We start from the raw sequence: 19,262 nt of genomic DNA on the forward strand, positions 1-19,262 counted from the left end.
CCTCGTGTTCTGCAAGTCGGAGGGTTTCCAGCGGAACTTTTCCCGCAACCGTGCTTCCAGGCGAAAACCGCTCGCTACGCGGAACGCCGGTCTTCGAACCCGCACGATCCTCGCGCCCGCCAGGCTGCCCTCGAACGCTTGCAACCACAGGCCGGACGCTCGGCCCAGGCGATGGCCCAATGGGCGCCGGGCAGGTTCGCTTCGGCGTGGCCGCGATGCAACAAGTGCGCCTGGACCGGCATCGCGGTAGCGCTCGGCGAGGGCGTCACCGAGGCTGTCGGCGGCATGTCGTGTTCGACTCCGTTGCGGGTGGCGAGCGGGGCCTGCGATCTTCCCCTTGGGGGAGAGTCAAGCCCGGCGACCCGGCGGGTGGCCGCCAAGCTGCTTGCGCAGGCTGCCGGGCTCAGCCGAGCAACTTGTCGACGGTCAGCGGGAAGTCGCGCAGGCGGCGGCCGGTGGCGTGGTACACGGCATTCGCCACTGCGGCGGCGACGCCGACGATACCTATTTCGCCGACGCCCTTGGAGCCCAGTTCGTTAACGATATCGTCGGGTTCGTCGACGAAGATCACCTCGATATCGCCAATATCGGCGTTAACCGGGATGTGGTACTCGGCGAGGTTGTGGTTCATGCAGCGGCCCAGCGCATGGTCGACCTGGGTTTCCTCCTGCAAGGCCATGCCCAGGCCCCAGACCACCCCGCCGAGTATCTGGCTGCGAGCGGTCTTCGGGTTGATCACCCGCCCCGCCGCGACCGCGCTGACCACCCGGCTCACACGCAGGGTACCGAGGGCTTCATCGATCCGCACCTCGACGAATACCGCCGAATGGGTCGCGGTGGCGTAGCCTTTGCGCCGCGCCGAGGGTTCAGCTTCCACCTCCACCTGCAACGCGTCTTCCGGCAGCCCTTGCAGCAGGTCGGCCAGGGCGTATCGCGTATCGCCCGCTTCCAGATGGCCACGGCATATGCGGAAGCGCTCTTCGGCGGCGCCGGCCAGCTCCGGATGGCGGGCCCTGGCATGGGCGACCAGGGCCTGGCGCAGGCGCAGGCAGGCCAGGCGGACGGCGGAACCGACCGACGAGACGGTGAACGAGCCGCCCTGCAATGGAGCCTTGGGCAACGCACTGTCGCCAAGCTGGAAGCGCACCTCTTCCGGCGCCATGCCAGCGGCGTCGGCGGCGATCTGGGTCATCACCGTGTAGGTGCCGGTGCCGATATCCGTGGTCGCGCTGGCCACCCGCAGCAGGCCGTCCGCCTCCAGCCGCGCCCTCGCGCTGGCCTTGCTCTGCATGGCCTCCCAGACGCCGCCGGCCATGCCCCAGCCGAGCAACTGGCGCCCTTCGCTCATGCTCCGTGGCCGTGGGTCGCGGGCCTGCCAACCGAAGCGCCGGGCGCCCTCCTCGTAGCAGGCCAGCAGCGCCTTGCTGGAGTACGGCTTGTCCTCGTTGCCGTTGCGCTCGGCGAAGTTGAACCGGCGCAGCGCGATGGGGTCCATGCCGAGCCGCACCGCCAGTTCGTCCATCGCGCATTCCAGCCCGATCAATCCCAGCGCCGCGCCGGGGGCGCGCATGTCCAGCGGGGTATAGACGTCCAGCGGCACCAGACGGTAGGCCAGGGAAAGGTTCTCGCAGCGATAGAGCATGCCGCTCCACTCCACCACGTGCTCGGTGAAGTCTTCGAAGCGCGAGGTCTGCGCTGTCGCCTGGTGGCCCAGCGCAAGCAGGCGCCCCTCGGCATCGGCGCCCAGTTGCAGGCGCTGCAGGGTGCGCGGCCGGTAGCCGAAGGTGAACATCTGCTGGCGGGTCAGCACTACGCGCACCGACCGCCGCAGTTGCAGCGCCGCCATCACCGCCAGGGTCAACTGGTATTGCGGACGCAGGCCGGAGCCGAAGGCGCCGCCGACGTAGGCGGCACAGACCCTTACCTTGTCGGCGGGCAGGCCGAAGACCTTTTGCAGGTAGGCCTGGCTGTTCTGCGTCCCCTGGGTCTTGTCGTGCACCAGCAGGCTGCCGTCGGGCTGGACGATGACCGTGGACGCGTGCGGTTCCATGGGATTGTGGTGCTCGATCGGCGTGCTGTAGCTGGCCTCGACCCGAATCGGCGCGGCGCGGTAGGCGGTGTAGAAATCGCCGCGCTCGGCGGGCAGTTCGGCGGGAGCCTCATGGGCCTGGTCGAGGGCGGCCAGCAGGTCGGTCTGGTGCGGCTCGGGCTCGATATCGATGCGCAGCAGCGAGCCCGCGTAGCGGGCCAGTTCCAGGCTCCGTGCCAGGACCAGGGCAAGGGGCTGGCCGCTGTACAGGACGCGGTCGTCGAACAGCGGGCGGAAGGGTTCGCCTTCGGCGGCATCGGCGTCCTTGTAGGGCTCGTCGTCGCCCGCCATCGGCGGCCGGTTCAGGTGATGCAGTACCGCGACCACCCCGGGTACCGCCAGGGCCGCCGCACAGTCGATGCCGCGCACCCGGCCGCGGGCGACGTCGCTGCTGACCACGCTGCCGTGGAGCAGGTCGGCGGCAGGATATTCGGCGGCGTAACGAGCCTGGCCGGTGACCTTGGCTTGCCCGTCGACGCGATCCAGGGCTTGCCCGGTGCTGTGTGGCAGGCTGCTCATTGGCCGATCCCTCCCGAGTGGGCTTCTTCCAGTGCGCGAACGATGGCGTTGCGCGCCAATCCGATCTTGAAGGCGTTGTGGGCCAGCGGCCTGGCGTCACGCAGCAGCGCTTCGGCGAAGCGGACATAGCTGTCCCGGTTCGCCGGGTGGCCCCTGAAACGTTCCTCCAGCTCTGCGACGCGCCATGGCTTGTGGGCCACGCCGCCGAGCGCCAGGCGCAGTTCGCCAATGCGCTCGCCGTCCGGTTCCAGGGCCGCCGCCACCGAGACCAGGGCGAAGGCGTAGGAGGCCCGGTCGCGCACCTTCAGGTAGTGGCAATGCCGCGCGAAGCGCGGCGCTGGCAGCTCGATGGCGGTGACCAGTTCGTCGACGGCCAGGCAGTTGTCGCGCTCGGGCGTGTCCGCCGGCAGGCGATGGAAGTCGGCGAAAGCGACCCGCCGCTCGCCAGCGCGGCCGCGCACCAGTACCTGAGCCTCCAGCGCCGCCAGCGCCACGCACAGGTCGGATGGATGTACCGCCACGCAGTGTTCGCTGGCGCCGAGGATCGCATGGTTGCGGTTCAGCCCGCTGCGCGCGGGGCATCCGCTGCCCGGCTCGCGCTTGTTGCATGGCGTGCCGGTGTCGTAGAAATACTGGCAGCGGGTACGCTGCAACAGGTTGCCGCCGGTGCTGGCCATGTTGCGCAACTGCGGCGATGCGCCGGCGAGGATCGCCTGGGCTAGCAAGGGATAGTCCGCCTCCACGGCGGGATTCCAGGCCAGTTCGGCGTTGCTGACCAGGGCTCCGACCAGCAGGCCGCCGGTGGGCGTCCGGCGGATGTCGCGCAGCGGGAGGCCGGTGATGTCGATGAGTCGCCGGGGCCTGGCAACGTTTTCCTTCATCAGGTCGAGCAGGTTGGTGCCGCCGGCGATGTAGCGCGACTCCGGGCCGGCGAGGCCCAGCGCCTGCTCGATGTCGGCCGGCTTGGCATAGGCGAAGGGCGTCATGCGCGCTGCCCTCCCTGTCCGTCGCGATCGAGCAGCGGCAAGGCGTCTTCCACGGCGTCGAGGATATTGCCGTAGGCGCCGCAGCGGCACAGGTTGCCGCTCATGCCCTCGCGGATCTCCGCCCGCGAGCGCGCCCGCCCCTCGCTCGCCAGGCCAAGGGCCGAACAGATCTGTCCGGGCGTGCAGTAGCCGCACTGGAAGGCATCATGGCGGATGAACGCCTGTTGCAGGGGATGCAGGCGATCACCCTCGGCCAGACCTTCGATGGTAGTCAGTGCATCGCCGTCGCACATCACCGCCAGCGTCAGGCAGGCGTTGATCCGGCGACCGTTGCGCAACACCGTGCAAGCGCCGCATTGGCCGTGGTCGCAGCCCTTCTTGCTGCCCACCAGGTCGAGCCGCTCGCGCAGCAGGTCGAGCAGCGTCAGCCACGGGGGTACTCTCAGCTCTCGGCGCTGGCCATTGATCAGCAGGCTGATCGGCAGGTCCGCCGGCTCCGGATTGGTCATGGTACAAGCCTCACGGTCGGTGCATCGGCGCGGCGGATGCCGCTTTTTCAGGTCCGACCGAACGGCTCGAAGATACGTTCAAAGTAAATGACGGCCATGGCCATGCCACAAAGGCGGGCGGATGCTCGACGCCTGCGCCGCTATCGGCCGCCGGAGCCCTGCGCCGAGGTCACTTGAACAGGCTCGACACCACCCGCGCCACGTGCTCGGCGCCCTTGCTGATCTCCTGCATGATGCCGGCCACGGTGGTGATCTGGTTGTTGTTCTCCTGGGCGCTGGACTCGATGGTCTGCATGTTGTGGTTGATCTGCTGGGTCAGCTTGACGTTCTCGGTGACCACGTTCTTGATCTCCACCGTGGCGCCGCTGGTGCGCGCCGCCAGTTGCCGCACCTCGTCGGCGACCACCGCGAAGCCGCGCCCCATGTCGCCGGCGCGAGCCGCCTCGATGGCGGCGTTGAGGGCCAGCAGGTTGGTCTGTTCGGCGACGCTCTGGATGGTGGTGACGATGTTCTCGATGTCCTTGGTCTGGTGGGTGAGCTGGGAAATCAGGCCGACGGCGGTGTTGACCATCGACAGGGTCTTGGCCGACAGGGCGACGGACTGGTCGAGGGAGTCGATGCCGCGGGTGGAAATCTGCGCGGTCTCTTCCGCGGTGGAGAACGACAGCTCGGCGGCGCGCCGTACTTCCTCGTTGCGATTGACCTGTTCGGTAACGTCGATGGCGAACTTGATGACCTTGATTATCCGCCCCGAACCGTCCTTGACCGGGTTGTAGGTGGCTTCGATATGTACCCGCTCACCGGCGGCTGTGCGGCGCTCGAAATGCCCGCGGGAGAATTCGCCGTGCCGCAACCGGGCCCAGAAATCCGGGTTCTCCCGATAGAACTCGTCGAAGCAGAGCATGCGGTGGTGCTGGCCCTTGAGCGACTTGAGGCTGTAGCCGAAGAGACGCAGGAAGTTTTCGTTGGCATCGAGTATCTCGCCGTCCGGGGTGAACTCGATGACGGCCATGGACTGGCGTATGGAGTCGTTGATCGCGTTGAGCAGGAGCAGTTCGGAATGGTTGCGGGTCACGTCGGCGGCGATCTTCAGCACCTCGACGACCGCCCCTTCGGCATTCTTCACCGGGAAATAGGTGGCCTCCAGCCAGATCGGCGACCCGTCGCGTCGCAGGCGCTTGAACACGCCGCGCTGGGGCGTGCCGCTAGCCAGTTCCTTCCAGAAGCGCACGTAGGCGGCAGAGGCCTGGTAGTCCTCGTCGCAGAAGATCCGGTGGTGCTTGCCGACCAGTTCGTCCGCCGAATAGCCGACCGCCGCGAGGAACAGCGGGTTGGCGGACAGTATCTGGCCATCGGGAGTGAATCGGATGGTGGCGACGTTCTGCCCGATGGCCTCGAGTCGCCACGCTACATCTTCATCCTTGGCGGCGCTTTCGACCGCCCTGCTTTTTCTGCCGAAGAGCATCGCGCACGACTCCTTGATGGCACCTGTCCATCGCGAGGGAGTGGAGAACCGGAGATAGTCGTCCTGCCGCTACACGCCAGTGTAGATCGGGGTCCGGCAATTTTCCTCGGCGCCCGCGGCACCGTCCGTCCCCTGCCGGGCGTGGCCCCGCGTCCGCGCCATCAGCCACGCAAGCGCCGGCCCGCGCTATGATCGCTACGCCCTGCCGATCGCGGTGGCCAAGGCCGGCATTGGCCAGAGGCGCCCGGCCTGACCGCGCTCCGACCGCGCGCCGTCGTACCCCGAACCCCACCTCCAGGAGGAAGCACATGGCAACCGATCTCTACGCGCTGGCCGAACAGGTCGAGGACGAAGCGGGCTACCTGCGCTTCCTCACCGCGCTGGCGGCGGACTGGGAGGAAGACCGCCGCCTCGCCGCCGCCAACCCGCCGAAGCCGTTCGGCCCCAGCCCGCTGGGTTGGGAGAACGGCAGCATCGGTGGCTTCCTCGATGCCGCCGCGACCTGGGGCGAGGACTCCCGCGACGGCCTGCCGGGCTATTCCAGGCCGGAGAATGCCTGGCGGCGCGCGGCGCAACTGATGCTGGCGGGCAAGTTCTATGAATGACTTCAAGTCCGCCCCGGCGCCCTTCCCGCCCGGCTACCCGAGGGGCTTGCCGGGCAACCGGCGGCAGGTGCCGATACTGCATCGCGACGCAGACTTCCTCCTGCGCGTGCTGCAACCCGACGATTTCGTCCGGACCAGCCGCTACGAGAACGCCAACCGCGAGCACCTGGCGCCGTGGGAGCCGCTGCGCGACCCGGGGTATTTTTCCGTGGACAACGCCCGCGCCCGCACCCTGCTACAGGTGGCGAGCATGGACGAAGGCGAGGCGCTTCTCCTGCTGTTGCTCGATCCCGACGACGGCGAGGTGCTGGGGCGCTGCAGCTACACCAACATCGTCCGCGGGGTATTCCAGGCCTGCCACCTGGGCTTTTCCCTGGCCGCTGCGGCTCAGGGCCGCGGCCTGATGGCGCGTGCCCTGCGGGTAGCCAACCGGTATTGCTTCGAGCAGCTCGGCCTGCACCGGATCATGGCCAGCCACCTGCCGCGCAACGCACGCAGCGAGCGCCTGCTGGAAAGCCTCGGCTTCGAGAGGGAGGGCTACGCCCGCGCCTACCTGAAGATCGCCGGGGTCTGGGAAGACCATGTGCTACGGGCGCTGGTGGACACTCCGCGCTGAACCGACGTGCAAACGCGGAACGGGACGCCAGGCGTCCCGTTCCGCTCACCAGGCCCGCCGGTCAACCGCAGGCGAGGTCGCCACGCAGTTCGCGGGCAGCGGCGACCATGTTCACCAGCGCCGCCTCGGTTTCCGGCCAGGCGCGGGTCTTCAGGCCGCAGTCCGGGTTGACCCAGAGCCTCTCGGCGGGTATCCGCCGGGCTGCCTTGCGCAGCAGCGCGACGATCTCTTCCCGGCTCGGCACGCGCGGCGAATGGATGTCGTAGACGCCCGGACCGATCTCGTTCGGGTAGTCGAACTGCTCGAAGGCCTCCAGCAGCTCCATGTCCGAACGCGAGGTCTCGATGGTGATCACGTCGGCGTCCATGGCGGCGATGGACTCGATCACATCGTTGAACTCGCTGTAGCACATGTGCGTATGGATCTGGGTTTCGTCGCGGACTCCGGAGGCGCACAGGCGGAAGGCCTCGGTGGCCCACTCCAGGTAGTGCGGCCAGGCGTTGCGGCGCAGCGGCAGGCCTTCGCGGAAAGCCGCCTCGTCGATCTGCACGATCCTGATGCCGGCCGCCTCCAGGTCGACCACTTCGTCACGGATCGCCAGGGCCAACTGGCGCGCCTGCACCTCGCGAGACACGTCCTCGCGCGGGAAGGACCACATCAGCATGGTCACCGGGCCGGTCAGCATGCCCTTCATCACCTTGTCGGTAAGGCTCTGGGCGTACCTGATCCACTCCACGGTCATGGCCCGCGGACGGCTCAGGTCGCCATAGATCACCGCCGGCTTCACGCAGCGCGAGCCGTAGCTCTGCACCCAGCCGAAGCGGGTGAAGACGTAGCCGTCCAGTTGCTCGGCGAAGTACTCGACCATGTCGTTGCGCTCGGCTTCGCCGTGTACCAGCACGTCCAGCCCCAGTTGTTCCTGGATCTGCACCGCATGGCGGATCTCGCTGTGCATCGCCTCGATGTACTCGGCCTCGCTCAGCTTGCCCTGCTTGAACGACTGGCGGGCCAGGCGGATCGACGAGGTCTGCGGGAAAGAGCCGATGGTAGTGGTCGGGAACGCCGGCAGGTCGAGCCCGGCACGCTGCCTGGCGATGCGTTCGGCGAACGGCGAGCGACGCTGGGCGTCGCTGGCCTTGATCGCGGCCAGGCGCGCCTGCACGGCCGGCTTGTGGATTCGCGGCGAGGAAGCGCGGCTGGCCTGGACCGCACGGCTCTCTTCCAGGGCGGCAAGCACCTCGGCGGCTTCCGGCTCAGTGGCGGCACGGGCCAGCACCGCGACTTCGCGGCACTTCTGCACGGCGAAGGCCAGCCAGCTCTTCAGCTCGGCGTCCAGCCCGTCTTCGCGTTCCAGGTCCACCGGGCTGTGCAGCAGCGAGCAGGACGGCGCGACCCACAGCCGCTCGCCCAGGCGCTCCCGGGCATGGCGCACCACCTCCAGGGCTTTCTCCAGGTCGCAGCGCCAGACGTTGCGCCCGTTGACCAGGCCCAGCGAGACGACCTTGTAGGCCGGCAGGCGGTCGAGGATGCTCGGATACTGTTCCGGCGCTCGCACCAGGTCGATGTGCAGGCCGTCCACCGGGAGGTTGGCGGCCAGGCCCAGGTTGTCTTCCAGGCCGCCGAAGTAGGTGGCGACCAGCTTCTTCAGCGGTTCGCTCTGTAGCAGGTTGTAGGCGCGCTCGAAGGCGTTCTTCCATGCCTGCGGCAGGTCGAGGACCAGGATCGGCTCGTCGATCTGCACCCACTCCACGCCCTGGCCGGCGAGACGACGCAAGATCTGGCCGTAGAGCGGCAGCAGGCGGTCCAGCAGGTCGAGCCTGTCGAACTCGGCGCCCTTGGCCTTGCCCAGCCACAGGTAGGTCAGCGGACCGATCAGCACCGGCTTCACCTGGTGGCCGAGGGCCCTGGCCTCGTCGACCTCCTCGAACAGTTGTTCCCAGCTCAGCTGGAACTGCTGGTCGGCGCTGAACTCGGGGACCAGGTAGTGATAGTTGGTGTCGAACCACTTGGTCATTTCCTGGGCATGGGCACCGCCGCAACAACTGTCGTCGCTGACGCCACGGGCCATGCCGAACAGGGTATGCAGGGTCGGCCCGGCCTCGCCGTGCGCCCGGAAGCGCTCGGGGATCACGCCGAAGGTCAGCGAATGGGTCAGCACCTGGTCATACCAGGCGAAATCGCCGACCGGCAGCAACTGGATGCCGGCGTCCTTCTGTACCTGCCAGTGGGCGGCGCGCAGCTGCCGGCCGACGGCCCGCAGGCCGGCCTCGTCCAGCTCGCCCTTCCAGAACGCTTCCTGGGCTTTTTTCAGTTCGCGATCGCGTCCGATGCGTGGGAAGCCGAGAGTGTGGGCCAGGGCCATGGGTGTTCCTCCAGTCGAAAGGTCGATGGAGGGATTCTCGGGAGACTCATGCCATGAGACAAACTCAATTTCTTCGTGATGAAATCAAGTTTCCCTCATGATCATCCTCGCACCCTGACCTCGGCGCCCTCCTCACTTGCGCTTGCGGATCGCCATGCGCCGAGGCTTGAGGCCGCCAGCCGCGGCAGCGCCGGCCTCGCCGTCGACCACGGGCTGCATCCTGGCTCGCGCCGCGTGCAGCTTCTTGTAGCTGTCGATCAGCCGCAGGTGCCGGTCGAGCCCTTCCAGCTTCATGCTGGTCGGCGTCAGGCCGAAGAAGCGCACGCTGCCGTCCACCGAGCCCAGCGCGGCGTCCATCCGCGCGTCGCCGAACATGCGGCGGAAATTGGCCTCGTAGTCGGCGATCTCCAGCTCGTCGTCGAGGAGGACCTCCAGCACCACGTTCAGCGCCTGGTAGAACAGGCCGCGCTCGACGCTGTTGTCGTTGTACTGGAGGAACGCCTCCACGCCTTCCTTGGCGTCTTCGAAGCGCTTCAGGGCGAGGCCGATGAGCACTTTCAGCTCGAGGATGGTCAGTTGGCCCCAGACCGTGTTGTCGTCGAACTCGACGCCGATCAGCGTGGTGATGTCGGTGTAGTCGTCCACCTCGCAGTCTTCCAGGCGCTCCAGCAACGCCCCGAGCGCTGCGTCGTCGAGGCGGTGCAGGTTGAGGATGTCCTCGCGGAACGCCAGGGCCTTGTTGGTGTTGTCCCAGATCAGGTCTTCCACCGGATAGATTTCCGAGTAGCCCGGCACCAGGATCCGGCAGGCCGTAGCGCCGAGGTGCTCGTACACCGCCATGTAGACCTGCTTGCCCATGGCTTCGAGGATGCCGAACAGGGTCGCGGCTTCCTCGGCGTTGGCTGCCTCGCCCTGCCGGGTGAAGTCCCACTCGACGAACGGGAAATCGGCCTTGGCGCTGAAGAAGCGCCAGGACACCACGCCGCTGGAGTCGATGAAATGCTCGACGAAGTTGTTCGGCTCGGTCAGCGCATGGCTTTCGAAGGTCGGCTGGGGCAGGTCGTTCAGGCCCTCGAAGCTGCGCCCCTGGAGCAGCTCGGTCAGGCTGCGCTCCAGGGCCACCTCGAAGCTCGGGTGGGCGCCGAAGGAAGCGAACACGCCGCCGGTGCGCGGATTCATCAGGGTCACGCACATCACCGGGAATTCGCCGCCCAGCGAGGCGTCCTTGACCAGTACCGGGAAGCCCTGCTCTTCCAGGCCGCGAATCCCGGCGAGGATGCCCGGGTACTTGGCCAGCACCTCCGGCGGCACGTCCGGCAGCGCCAGTTCGCCTTCGAGGATTTGCCGCTTGACCGCACGCTCGAAGATCTCCGACAGGCACTGCACCTGCGCTTCGGCCAGGGTATTGCCGGCGCTCATGCCGTTGCTGAGGTAGAGGTTCTCGATCAGGTTGGAGGGGAAATACACCACCTGGCCGTCGGACTGGCGCACGAAGGGCAAGGCGCAGATACCGCGCTGCACGTTGCCCGAGTTGGTGTCGTACAGGTGCGAGCCGCGCAGCTCGCCGTCGGGGTCGTAGATCGCCAGGCAATGGCCGTCGAGCAGTCCCAGCGGCAGCGCATCGTCGCGGCCGGGCTTGAACCAGCGTTCGTCCGGGTAATGGACGAACGCCGCATTGGCGATCTCTTCTCCCCAGTACTGGTCGTTGTAGAAGAAGTTGCAGTTCAGCCGCTCGATGAATTCGCCCAGCGCCGAGGCCAGCGCGCTTTCCTTGCTCGCGCCCTTGCCGTTGGTGAAGCACATCGGCGACTGCGCATCGCGGATGTGCAGCGACCAGACGTTGGGCACGATGTTGCGCCAGGAGGCGATCTCGATCTTCATGCCGAGGCCGGCGAGGATGGCCGACAGGTTGGCGATGGTCTGCTCCAGCGGCAGGTCCTTGCCCGGGATGCGCGTGCAGCCGGCGGCATCGGTGCCGGGCATCAGCAGCGCCTGGGCGTCGGCATCGAGGTTGTCGACCTCCTCGATGACGAACTCGGGCCCGGTCTGCACCACCTTCTTCACCGTGCAGCGGTCGATGGAGCGGAGGATGCCCTGGCGGTCCTTCTCCGAGATGTCGGCCGGCAGTTCCACCTGGATCTTGAAGATCTGCCGGTAGCGGTTCTCCGGGTCGACGATGTTGTTCTGCGACAGACGTATGTTGTCGGTGGGGATGTTGCGCGTCTGGCAGTACAGCTTGACGAAGTAGGCGGCACACAGCGCCGACGACGCCAGGAAGTAGTCGAACGGCCCCGGCGCGGAGCCGTCGCCCTTGTAGCGAATCGGCTGGTCGGCGATCACCGTGAAATCATCGAACCTGGCTTCCAGTCGAAGGTTATCGAGAAAATTGACCTTTACTTCCACGGCGAGCACCAAGAGAAACGGAAACCGGCCATTATCCGGGAACTCCGGGCAAAAGTCCCAGCTCTCCGCCGTACGCGTCGCTACTTGCCGGCCTCCCCGCCGCTCTCCGGCACGTAGATCATCCGTCCGTCGGCCAAGCGGTAGGTCACCCCGGCGCGGCTGCCCTGCCCTTCGCCGATCTCGCCGCTGGCCTGGTAGCGCTTCAGCTCCTTGCCTTCCTTGACCAGCATGCGCATGTCCGCCTCGCCGGGATTCTCGACCACCACCACCTTGTCCTGGCTGAACGGGTTGAGCGGGTTCTGCACGATGACGATCAGGAGGATGCCGATCACCACCAGGAACAGGTCGATCAGGTTGACCATCGAGAGGATCGGGTCGTCCGCCTCGTCGTGTTCGAGGAAGCGCATCAGCCGGCCTCCCGCGCACGTTCGACGGCGCGCAGTTCCTGGAGCAGCCAGCGGCGACGCACGGTAAGGATGAAGAAGGTGATGCTGGCGGCGACCAGGGCCAGGATCACCGCGGAAAACGCCACCACCAGGTTCTCGCCGATCCCCTGGGCGTCGTTGCGGGTCAGCGCCAGCAGTGCCGGTCCCATGGGGATCATGGTCGCCACCAGGCCGAGCATCGGCGCGCTGCGCGAGGTGATCCGCAGCCATTCCAGGCGCTGCATGATCCACAGTTCGAGGTCGTCGCTGTTGCCGCCATGCAGCGCCTGCCAGGCCGCCAGGCGCGAGCGGTAGCGCCCGCGACGGCGCTGCCAGGCTTCCATGGCGAAGCCGCCGAGGGCGACGAAGGCGTAGGCCAGCGCGGCGAGGATCAACAGCAGCACCGGCAGCAGGAACAGGCGGGTGAGTTCGTAGAGGCTGGTTTCCAGACCATTCATGAGCGATTTTCCATCGGACGACGATTGACTACGGATTGCCGGACGGCGCCGGCGGCGAACAGCGCGAGCAGCACGGCGGCGGCCAGCCGGAGCCACGGCTGCGGCTCGCCGGACGGCGGCGGCGCGACTTCTTCGAGGACGCGGCCGCTGACCGTTTCGCCGGCACCGGACGCGGCCGCGCCCTCTGCCTGCGCCGCGGCCTCGCCGAAACCGCCGGCCATCCGTTCGATGAATTCACGGGTGGTCGCCGCGCCGACCTCGCCGGCGCCGGCGGCCGCCAGTTGCCGCCAGCGCTCGGCCAGTTCGCGGCGGGTCTGCTCGCTGGCGTCCCAGTAGCCCTTGCGGATGGCCTCGGCCATGCGCGCGATGATCTGCGCCTGGGCGGTCGGATTGTGCGTTTCGAACCACTCGGCGAGACCCAGCTCGCGGCGGTCCATGACGAAGGTGTCGTGCAACGCCTGCCACTGGTCGGCGCGGACCATGGTGCGATCCGCCGCCTGCCAGCCCCACAGGTTGTTGGCCAGGTCGAGCATTTCCAGGCTGCCGGCGTAGCCCTCGCGCTGCATCGCGGCGATCCACTGCGGGCTGAGGTAGCGCCCGCGCAGCTCGCTGGCGAGGAACTGCGCGGCGGCCGTGGTGCGCGGCTGGCGCTGGCGCAGGTCGGCGATGTACAGCGCCGGGCTGGCGCCGTCGAGGTGGCGTACCGCCAGCGACAGGCCGCCGAGGTACTCGAACGGGTGGTCGGTGGAGAGCACGCCGTTGAGCGTCGAGGAGCGCGAGAGGATCGCCGCCTGTACGCCCTTCAACTGTTCGGCGAACAGGTTGCCGCCATCCAGCTTCACGCCCCAGTCGCGACTGCCATAGGCGTACTGCAAGCGCCCGAGGAACTGCTCGGCGAGCGCCGAGTCGTCGTCCCAGCGGGTGGAGTCGAGGGTCAGTTGCGTGACCCCGGTGCCGTAGTCGCCCGGCGCATTGCCGAACAGCCGCAGGCGCGACAGGCGCTGCGCCAGTGGCGCTTCGACGCCGCGTTCGCGCAGGCGCCGCTCCAGCGCCTGGCTGTTGCGCGCCAGCGGGTTGCCCGGCTCGTCCAGCGCGGCGAGGCGCTCGATGGCCTCGGCGAGCAGGCGCATGAAGCCGTCGAACTGGTCGCGGTAGACACTGGTCACCTGTAGCACCACGTCCACCCGTGGACGCCCCAGTTCCGCCGCCGGCACGATGTCCAGCGCCAGCAGGCGGCCACCGGCGTCCCAGCGCGGGCGCAGGCCGAGGGCGTGCAGCGCCTGGCTTTCGACGATGCCCAGGTGGCGCATGGTTTCCGACGACCAGAGGCTGAAGGCGAGCTTTTCCGGCGCCCTGCCCTGGTGCTCGGCGCGGTAGCTTTCCAGCAGTTGGCCGAAGGCCTCGGCGCCGGCTTCGTAGGCGGCGCGGGTCGGTACCTTGTCGGCCTCGAAGGCGAACAGGTTGCGCCCGCTGGGTACCTGTGGATTGCGGATCGGATCGCCGCCCGGCCCGGGCGCGACGAAGCGCCCGGCGAGGCCGGCGAGCAGCGCCTCCAGTTCGCCGGTGTCGGCGAGCTGGCGGTCCAGTTCGCGGGCGCGCAGCAACTGCTCGCGCAGGCGCGGATCGGCCACCTTGGCGATCTCGCCGCCGTCGCGCAGGTAGCGTTGCAGCGTGCGGTAGGCACGACCTTCCCGCAGCGCCCTGAAATCGGCGGCGAACAGTTCGTCGGGGTCGAGACCGAGCGCGCGGTAGTAGGGCTCGCCGAGCTGCTGCATGACGGTGCCCAGGCGCAGCTCCGGCGAGGCGGCGACACCGAAGGTGTGCAGCCCCAGCGGCATCGCCGAGCCGGCCAGTCGGTGCAGGTGGTCGTGGAGCACGCCGAGGAACGCCGGGAAATCCTCGCGCATCGCTGCCTCGCTCCAGCCCAGGTCGTCGTTCATGTGCGCCGCCCGCACCGCCGCGCGGATCTGCTCGGCGCTGCGTTCGCGCACCGCGCCCTCGTCCAGTTGCTGGTATTCGTGGATCAACTGGTGCAGGTCGCGCAGTTCGTCGTACAGCCCGGCCGGGGCGAACGACGGCGTCTGGTGGCTGACGGTGACCGCGCGCCCGCGCCGGCGCGCCTGGATCGCCTCGCCAACGTTGTCCTGGATGTACGGGTAGAACACCGGCAGGTCGCCGAGCGCCCGCAGCGGGTAGTCGCCCACCGCCAGCCCGCGGTCCTTGCCGGGTAGCCATTCCTGGGTGCCATGGGTGCCGAAATGGATCAGCGCGTCGGCGCCGAAACCCTCGCGGACGAACTGGTAGACCGCCAGGTAGAGATGGTCCGGCGGCACCGCGCTGTCGTGGTAGGCCTCGCCCGGACGGCCGGCGCGCGGCGGCTGCGGCAACAGCAGCAGATTACCCAGGCGCGCCGCCGGGAACACGAAGCGTCGCTGGCCGTCGATATCGCGCAAGGCCCAATGTCGACGCGGGTCGCCCCAGCGCGCGCGGATCTGCTCGCGCAGGTCCGCCGGCAGCGCCTCGAACCAGTGCAGGTAGGCGTCCAGCGGCAGGCTCGCGGCGAGGCCGTCGCGATACAGCGCGTCCAGGGTCTGCGGCCGGTAGTAGCCGCCGAGCAGGCGCTGGGCGGTATCGATCAGCGCGCTTTCGTCGCTCGTCGCAACCCGGTAGCCGGCCGCCCGCAGCGCCTCGCCGAGACGGGCCAGGCTGGCCGGTACGTTGAGATGCGAGGCGGCGACGTTCTTCTCGCCTTCCGGGTGGTTCCAGAACATCAGCGCCAGGTGCTTGTCCGCCGCCGGCAGGCGACGCAGGCGCAGCAGTCGGTCGAGCTTGTCCAGCAGGGCCTCGGCCTGCCCGGCCATCAGCTTCGGCTCGCCGTTCTCCAGGGCGCTGATCACCAGCGGATCGCTCAATCCCCAGGTTTCCGGCATGCCGAGGAAGGCCGCCGCGGTACGCGGCGCCACCCCGCTGGCGGCGGCCAGCCAGTCGGCCTCGTTGCCGTCGCGGTAGCCGAGGGTCTGCAATACCGGCACGTCCAGCGCGAGGAACTCGGCACGGCGCGCCGGGCCGTTCTGCAGGTGCTGCAGGTTGACCAGCGCCTGGACATCGGCGCCAGCGAAAGACTTCCTCAACGCTTCCGGATCGCTGTCGTCGAACCACACCGCCAGCGGCGCCTGGCCGTGCCGCTCGCTACGCCGCAACAGTTCGTCGATGGCGCCGGTCTGGGCGTCGGCGATGGCGCCGCGCGGGATCAGGAAGGCGATGCGCGGGGCGTCGCTGGCCCAGCGCGAGGCGCCCCAGGCGAGGTAGTCGGCGAGGCCGGCGAACGGCGCCGGTGCGTCGGGATGATAGAAGCCGGCCTGCGCCAGGGGGTGCGGCGCCGGCAACGCGTCGACGGGCAGGCCGGCATGCCAGCGTCGGACCGCCTCGAACAGCCGGCGCAGGTTGGCTTCGCCGCCGTTCGCGTAGTAGCCGACCAGGCGCCCGCCCAGCGCCGCCGGCAGGTTGCCGAAACCCGGCGGACCACCGCCGACGCGGATCCAGGGTTGCGTCCCGCCTTGCAAGCGCTCGCCCAGCGCCTGCTCGACCTGGGCGCGATCGGTCGGACGCGGTGTGTCGAGGATCAGCAGGTCGCCGCCGTCCAGCCAGTCGCCGGGCGGCGCCTCGCCGATGCCGAGGCGCAGGCCGCGCAACTCGACACCGGCCTCGCGCGCCCAACCGGCTAGGCGCTGGTGCTTGCCCGGGAGGACGAAATCGCTGCTGAGCAGACGCACCTGGGCCGGCTCCGCCCAGGCACAGAGACTGGCCAGCAGCGCGCCGCAGAAGAGTAGCGAACGGCGCATCAGAAGCTCGCCACCAGACCGAGATGGAAGGTCCGCCCAGGTTCGGCATAGGTGAAGTGCGTGTCGTCGTCGGCCAGGCGCTGGTCGCCAAGGTTCTCGATGCCGCCGCGCAGCGTCAGGTTCTCGCTGAGTTTCTGGCTCAGCTCCAGGTGCCACAGGCTGTAGGCCGGCAAGGCGTAGCCAACGTTGCTGCTGTAGGCCACCTGGCTGCCGACGTATTCGGTGCGCAACTGGGCGCTGAAGCGCGCATTGGGGCTCCAGCGCAATTGGCTGTTGGCGAGGTGCCGGGAGCGGTCGCCGAGGCGCTGGCCGGCGGTGCGGTTGCGCGCGTCGAGGTAGGTGTAGTTGAGTTCCCAGCGCAGGTCCGCCGGCAGGTCCACGCCGCCGCCCAGCTCGAGGCCGCGGATCCGTGCCCTGTCGACGTTCTCGTAGTTGCGTATCTCGCCGCCGCGCACCCCGCAGCGCGCTACGCAGACGGTCTGGATCAGGTCGCGGACATCGTTCTCGAACACCGTGCCCTTCAGCGACCAGCCATCGCCCTGGTAGTCGGCGCCCAGTTCGTAGGACGTATTGGTCTCCGGCTTCAGGTCGGGATTGCCGTAGATGGTGAAGCGCCCGCCGCCGCCGACCGCCGCATACTCCGGCGATAGCTGCTTCAGGCTCGGCGCCTTGTAGCCGCGGCCGACGCCGGCGCGCAGGGTCAGCGCATCGGAAAGGTGGTGCAGCAGGTACAGGCGCGGACTGCTTTCCCAGCCGAACGCCTCGTGCTTGTCGAAGCGGCTGCCGAGGGTCAGCGACCAGTCCGGGCCGAAGGCGATCTCGTCCTGCAGGAACAACGCCTTGTGTCGCGCGCTGGCGTCGCCGGCGGTATTCACCGAGCGATCCTCCAGTTCTTCCTTGCGCCATTCGCCGCCGAGGGTGAAGAGATGCCGCTCGAAGGCCGGCACGCTGAGGTGGCCGTCGACCACGCTGTCGGTGAGACGCTGCGGGTTGCTCGGCGGTTGTCCGTCGGAACGCGCGTTGTGCCGCTCCAGGCGGTTGCGGTAGGTGCGCAGCTGGCTGCTGCCCCAGTCCCACTGGCCATTGTGGGCGAGCGACCAGCGCTCGCGTTCGATCACGTCGCGCGACTCGTAGTAGCGCGAGCGCGGCCCCCCGGTCTCGCTGTTGCGCCAGCGTCGTTCGCGCCCGCGCTGGTGGCCGAGGTCGATGCGCTGGGCGTCGTCCGGGGTCCAGCTGAGGTTCAGCCCGCCGCTGTCGGCGTTGCCGCCTTCCAGCTCGGAGAGCCGGCGCTCGTCGGCGTCCGGGGTTTCCTGCTGGCGGCGGCTCTCGCCGTTCAGGGCGAGGCCCAGCTTGCCGGGCACCAGCGGCCCGGCGAGATAGGCGCCGAGCTGGTGGCTCTGCCCACCGAGGCCGTCCTCGCGCACGCCGCCATCGAGCAGACCGCTGCCCGTCCAGGTATCGGTGGCGCGCCGGGTGATCACGTTCACCACCCCGCCGAGAGCTTCCGAACCGTAGAGCGAGGACATCGGCCCGCGTACCACCTCGATGCGCTCGATGCTCTCCACCGGCACCCAGCCGAGGTCGAAGTCGGAATGGGCGATGGCCCCGGACGAGGTGGAGATCCGCTGGCCGTCCACCAGCACCAGGGTGTGCTCGCTGGACATGCCGCGAACGCTGATGCCCCGCCGGGACATGCCGACGCCGTTGAACTGCAGGCTTTCCGAACCGCGCAGGGCTTCCTGCAGGTCGCGCACCGGGCGCCGCCGCAGGTCCTCGGCGTCGATCAGCGAAACGCTGGCCGGGGCGTCGCGCAGCTTGCGCTCGGTAGTGGTGGCGCTGACCACCGTCGGCTCCAGGTCGACCGGCGCGGCCAGCGCCAAGCAGGGAAACAGGTAGAGGAACGGCACGGCGCGGGCCAGCCGCAGCGGAGGAAGACGGTGCGGGGAGGAATGGGGGGTCATGGTCGGCAGGTATGAATTATGAATATTTATAAGTTATAACATAACATTTAATCGAATGAAGAATGCCCGCCGTTTCTTCTTCATCGAGGCGAGGGAACGTCTCGCTCGCCGTATCCCTCGAAGCACAGGACCCCACTCTCAACCGGGCATGCCCCCCAGGAGGAAAGATGACCGCAACCGAGCAGATCATGGCGCTCCTCGAACGCTGGGACCGCCAGCAGGAGGGCTACATCCGCCAGCGCGAGGAGCGCTACGAGGCGATGTTCCAGTTGCTCGAAGACCTCTTCGGCCGCGACGGGCGCTTCACCGCCATCGACGCCGCCTGCGGCCCGGGCTCCCTCGGCCGGCGCCTGCTCGAACGCTTCCCGGCGGCGCGGGTGGTGGCGCTGGACGCCGACGTCATGCTGCTGGAGATCGCGCGTACGGCGCTGGCCGGCTTCGCCGAACGGGTCCGCGTGGTGGAGTGCGACCTCACCGATCCAGGCTGGACCGAACGGGTCGCCGAAGCGCGCGAGTCCCTCGCCGGCGAACGGCCCGCGGCGCTGCTCTCTTCCACCGCGTTGCACTGGCTGTCGCCCGCCGAACTCGCCGGGTTCTACGCCCAGGCCGGCGAACTGCTCGCCCCCGGCGGCGTGCTGCTGAACGCCGACCACATGCGCTACGACCGACGCTGGCCGGGACTCGCGGAATTGTCCCGGAAGCACCGCGAGCGGGTCCTCCAGGCTTCCGTGGCCAGCGGCGCGGACAGTTGGGAAGACTGGTGGCAACGCGCCGCGCAGATCCCCCGGCTGGCCCCGCTGAAGGCGCAGCGCGACGCCCATTTCGCGCGGCGCCCGCTCAGGCGCGCCAGCGAAGACGAAGACTGCTCGCTCGATTTCCATCTCGCCGCCCTGCGCCAGGCGGGTTTCGCCGAGGCCGCCACGGTCTGGCAGCAGTTGGACAACTACGTCGTCTTCGCCCGCCTCGCCCAGGCCTGATACGCCGTCACCCGGGCGCGGGGAATACCTCCAATGGAACCCGGG

The 19,262-nt window shown here is 68.6% G+C and carries 13 protein-coding genes and 1 pseudogene; 3 read left to right on the forward strand and 11 right to left on the reverse strand.

The features are described 5' to 3' along the window. Positions 1-403: 403 nt before the first annotated feature. The 5 genes and pseudogenes from VQ067_RS16175 to VQ067_RS33525 all read right to left on the reverse strand — a co-directional run. Complete coding sequence (locus tag VQ067_RS16175) at positions 404-2,608, reverse strand: xanthine dehydrogenase family protein molybdopterin-binding subunit (RefSeq protein WP_033991025.1); 2,205 nt, start codon at positions 2,606-2,608, stop codon at positions 404-406. Continuing rightward, entirely contained in the window at positions 2,605-3,594 is a 990-nt protein-coding gene (locus VQ067_RS16180; protein WP_003102358.1) for an FAD binding domain-containing protein, read from the reverse strand. Before VQ067_RS16180 ends, VQ067_RS16175 begins: the two co-directional genes overlap by 4 nt. Then, the gene (locus tag VQ067_RS16185) at positions 3,591-4,103 is read right to left on the reverse strand and encodes a (2Fe-2S)-binding protein (protein WP_003088271.1); all 513 of its coding nucleotides are present in this window, start codon (positions 4,101-4,103) and stop codon (positions 3,591-3,593) included. Before VQ067_RS16185 ends, VQ067_RS16180 begins: the two co-directional genes overlap by 4 nt. 169 nt (positions 4,104-4,272) lie before the next feature. Beyond that, complete coding sequence (locus VQ067_RS33520; protein ID WP_369700333.1) at positions 4,273-4,824, reverse strand: methyl-accepting chemotaxis protein; 552 nt, start codon at positions 4,822-4,824, stop codon at positions 4,273-4,275. Beyond that, positions 4,801-5,568, reverse strand: a pseudogene (locus tag VQ067_RS33525) (PAS domain-containing protein); the annotation flags it as partial. The gene VQ067_RS33520 and the pseudogene VQ067_RS33525, both read right to left, overlap by 24 nt. 308 nt (positions 5,569-5,876) lie before the next feature. Between VQ067_RS33525 and VQ067_RS16195 the strand changes: the two are divergent. Both VQ067_RS16195 and VQ067_RS16200 read left to right on the forward strand, forming a co-directional pair. Further along, positions 5,877-6,173 (forward strand): DUF7660 family protein, encoded by a 297-nt coding sequence (locus tag VQ067_RS16195; RefSeq protein WP_023108096.1) that lies wholly within the window; start codon positions 5,877-5,879, stop codon positions 6,171-6,173. Positions 6,174-6,219: 46 nt separating this feature from the next. Then, positions 6,220-6,789 carry a GNAT family N-acetyltransferase gene (locus VQ067_RS16200; protein ID WP_074241318.1) on the forward strand — a complete coding sequence of 190 codons (570 nt, stop codon included), beginning with the start codon at positions 6,220-6,222 and terminating at the stop codon, positions 6,787-6,789. Positions 6,790-6,850: 61 nt separating this feature from the next. Here VQ067_RS16200 and metE read toward each other — a convergent pair whose 3' ends face one another. The 6 genes from metE to VQ067_RS16230 form a co-directional block, all read right to left on the reverse strand. After that, a complete protein-coding gene (metE, locus tag VQ067_RS16205; RefSeq protein ID WP_033951382.1) occupies positions 6,851-9,151 on the reverse strand; it encodes a 5-methyltetrahydropteroyltriglutamate--homocysteine S-methyltransferase in 2,301 nt (766 codons plus the stop codon). Between the two features lie 132 nt (positions 9,152-9,283). Then, positions 9,284-11,554, reverse strand: coding sequence for an OsmC domain/YcaO domain-containing protein (locus tag VQ067_RS16210; protein ID WP_024082579.1), 2,271 nt, complete (start codon positions 11,552-11,554; stop codon positions 9,284-9,286). A gap of 80 nt (positions 11,555-11,634) precedes the next feature. Continuing rightward, entirely contained in the window at positions 11,635-11,961 is a 327-nt protein-coding gene (locus tag VQ067_RS16215) for a DUF2149 domain-containing protein (RefSeq protein WP_023089065.1), read from the reverse strand. Then, a complete protein-coding gene (locus VQ067_RS16220) occupies positions 11,961-12,437 on the reverse strand; it encodes a MotA/TolQ/ExbB proton channel family protein (RefSeq protein WP_003088234.1) in 477 nt (158 codons plus the stop codon). The genes VQ067_RS16215 and VQ067_RS16220 overlap by 1 nt, the downstream gene beginning before the upstream one ends. After that, positions 12,434-16,279, reverse strand: coding sequence for a cobaltochelatase subunit CobN (gene cobN / locus VQ067_RS16225; protein ID WP_033991023.1), 3,846 nt, complete (start codon positions 16,277-16,279; stop codon positions 12,434-12,436). Before cobN ends, VQ067_RS16220 begins: the two co-directional genes overlap by 4 nt. Beyond that, the gene (locus VQ067_RS16230) at positions 16,279-18,240 is read right to left on the reverse strand and encodes a TonB-dependent receptor domain-containing protein (protein ID WP_030047282.1); all 1,962 of its coding nucleotides are present in this window, start codon (positions 18,238-18,240) and stop codon (positions 16,279-16,281) included. Before VQ067_RS16230 ends, cobN begins: the two co-directional genes overlap by 1 nt. 167 nt (positions 18,241-18,407) lie before the next feature. On the opposite strand from VQ067_RS16230, the gene VQ067_RS16235 reads away from it, so the two are divergent. Continuing rightward, positions 18,408-19,217 carry a class I SAM-dependent methyltransferase gene (locus VQ067_RS16235; RefSeq protein ID WP_003088221.1) on the forward strand — a complete coding sequence of 270 codons (810 nt, stop codon included), beginning with the start codon at positions 18,408-18,410 and terminating at the stop codon, positions 19,215-19,217. The last annotated feature ends 45 nt before the right edge of the window (positions 19,218-19,262 follow it).

The sequence above is a fragment of the Pseudomonas sp. KBN12P06040 genome (assembly GCF_037574965.1).
Classification (GTDB): domain Bacteria; phylum Pseudomonadota; class Gammaproteobacteria; order Pseudomonadales; family Pseudomonadaceae; genus Pseudomonas; species Pseudomonas aeruginosa.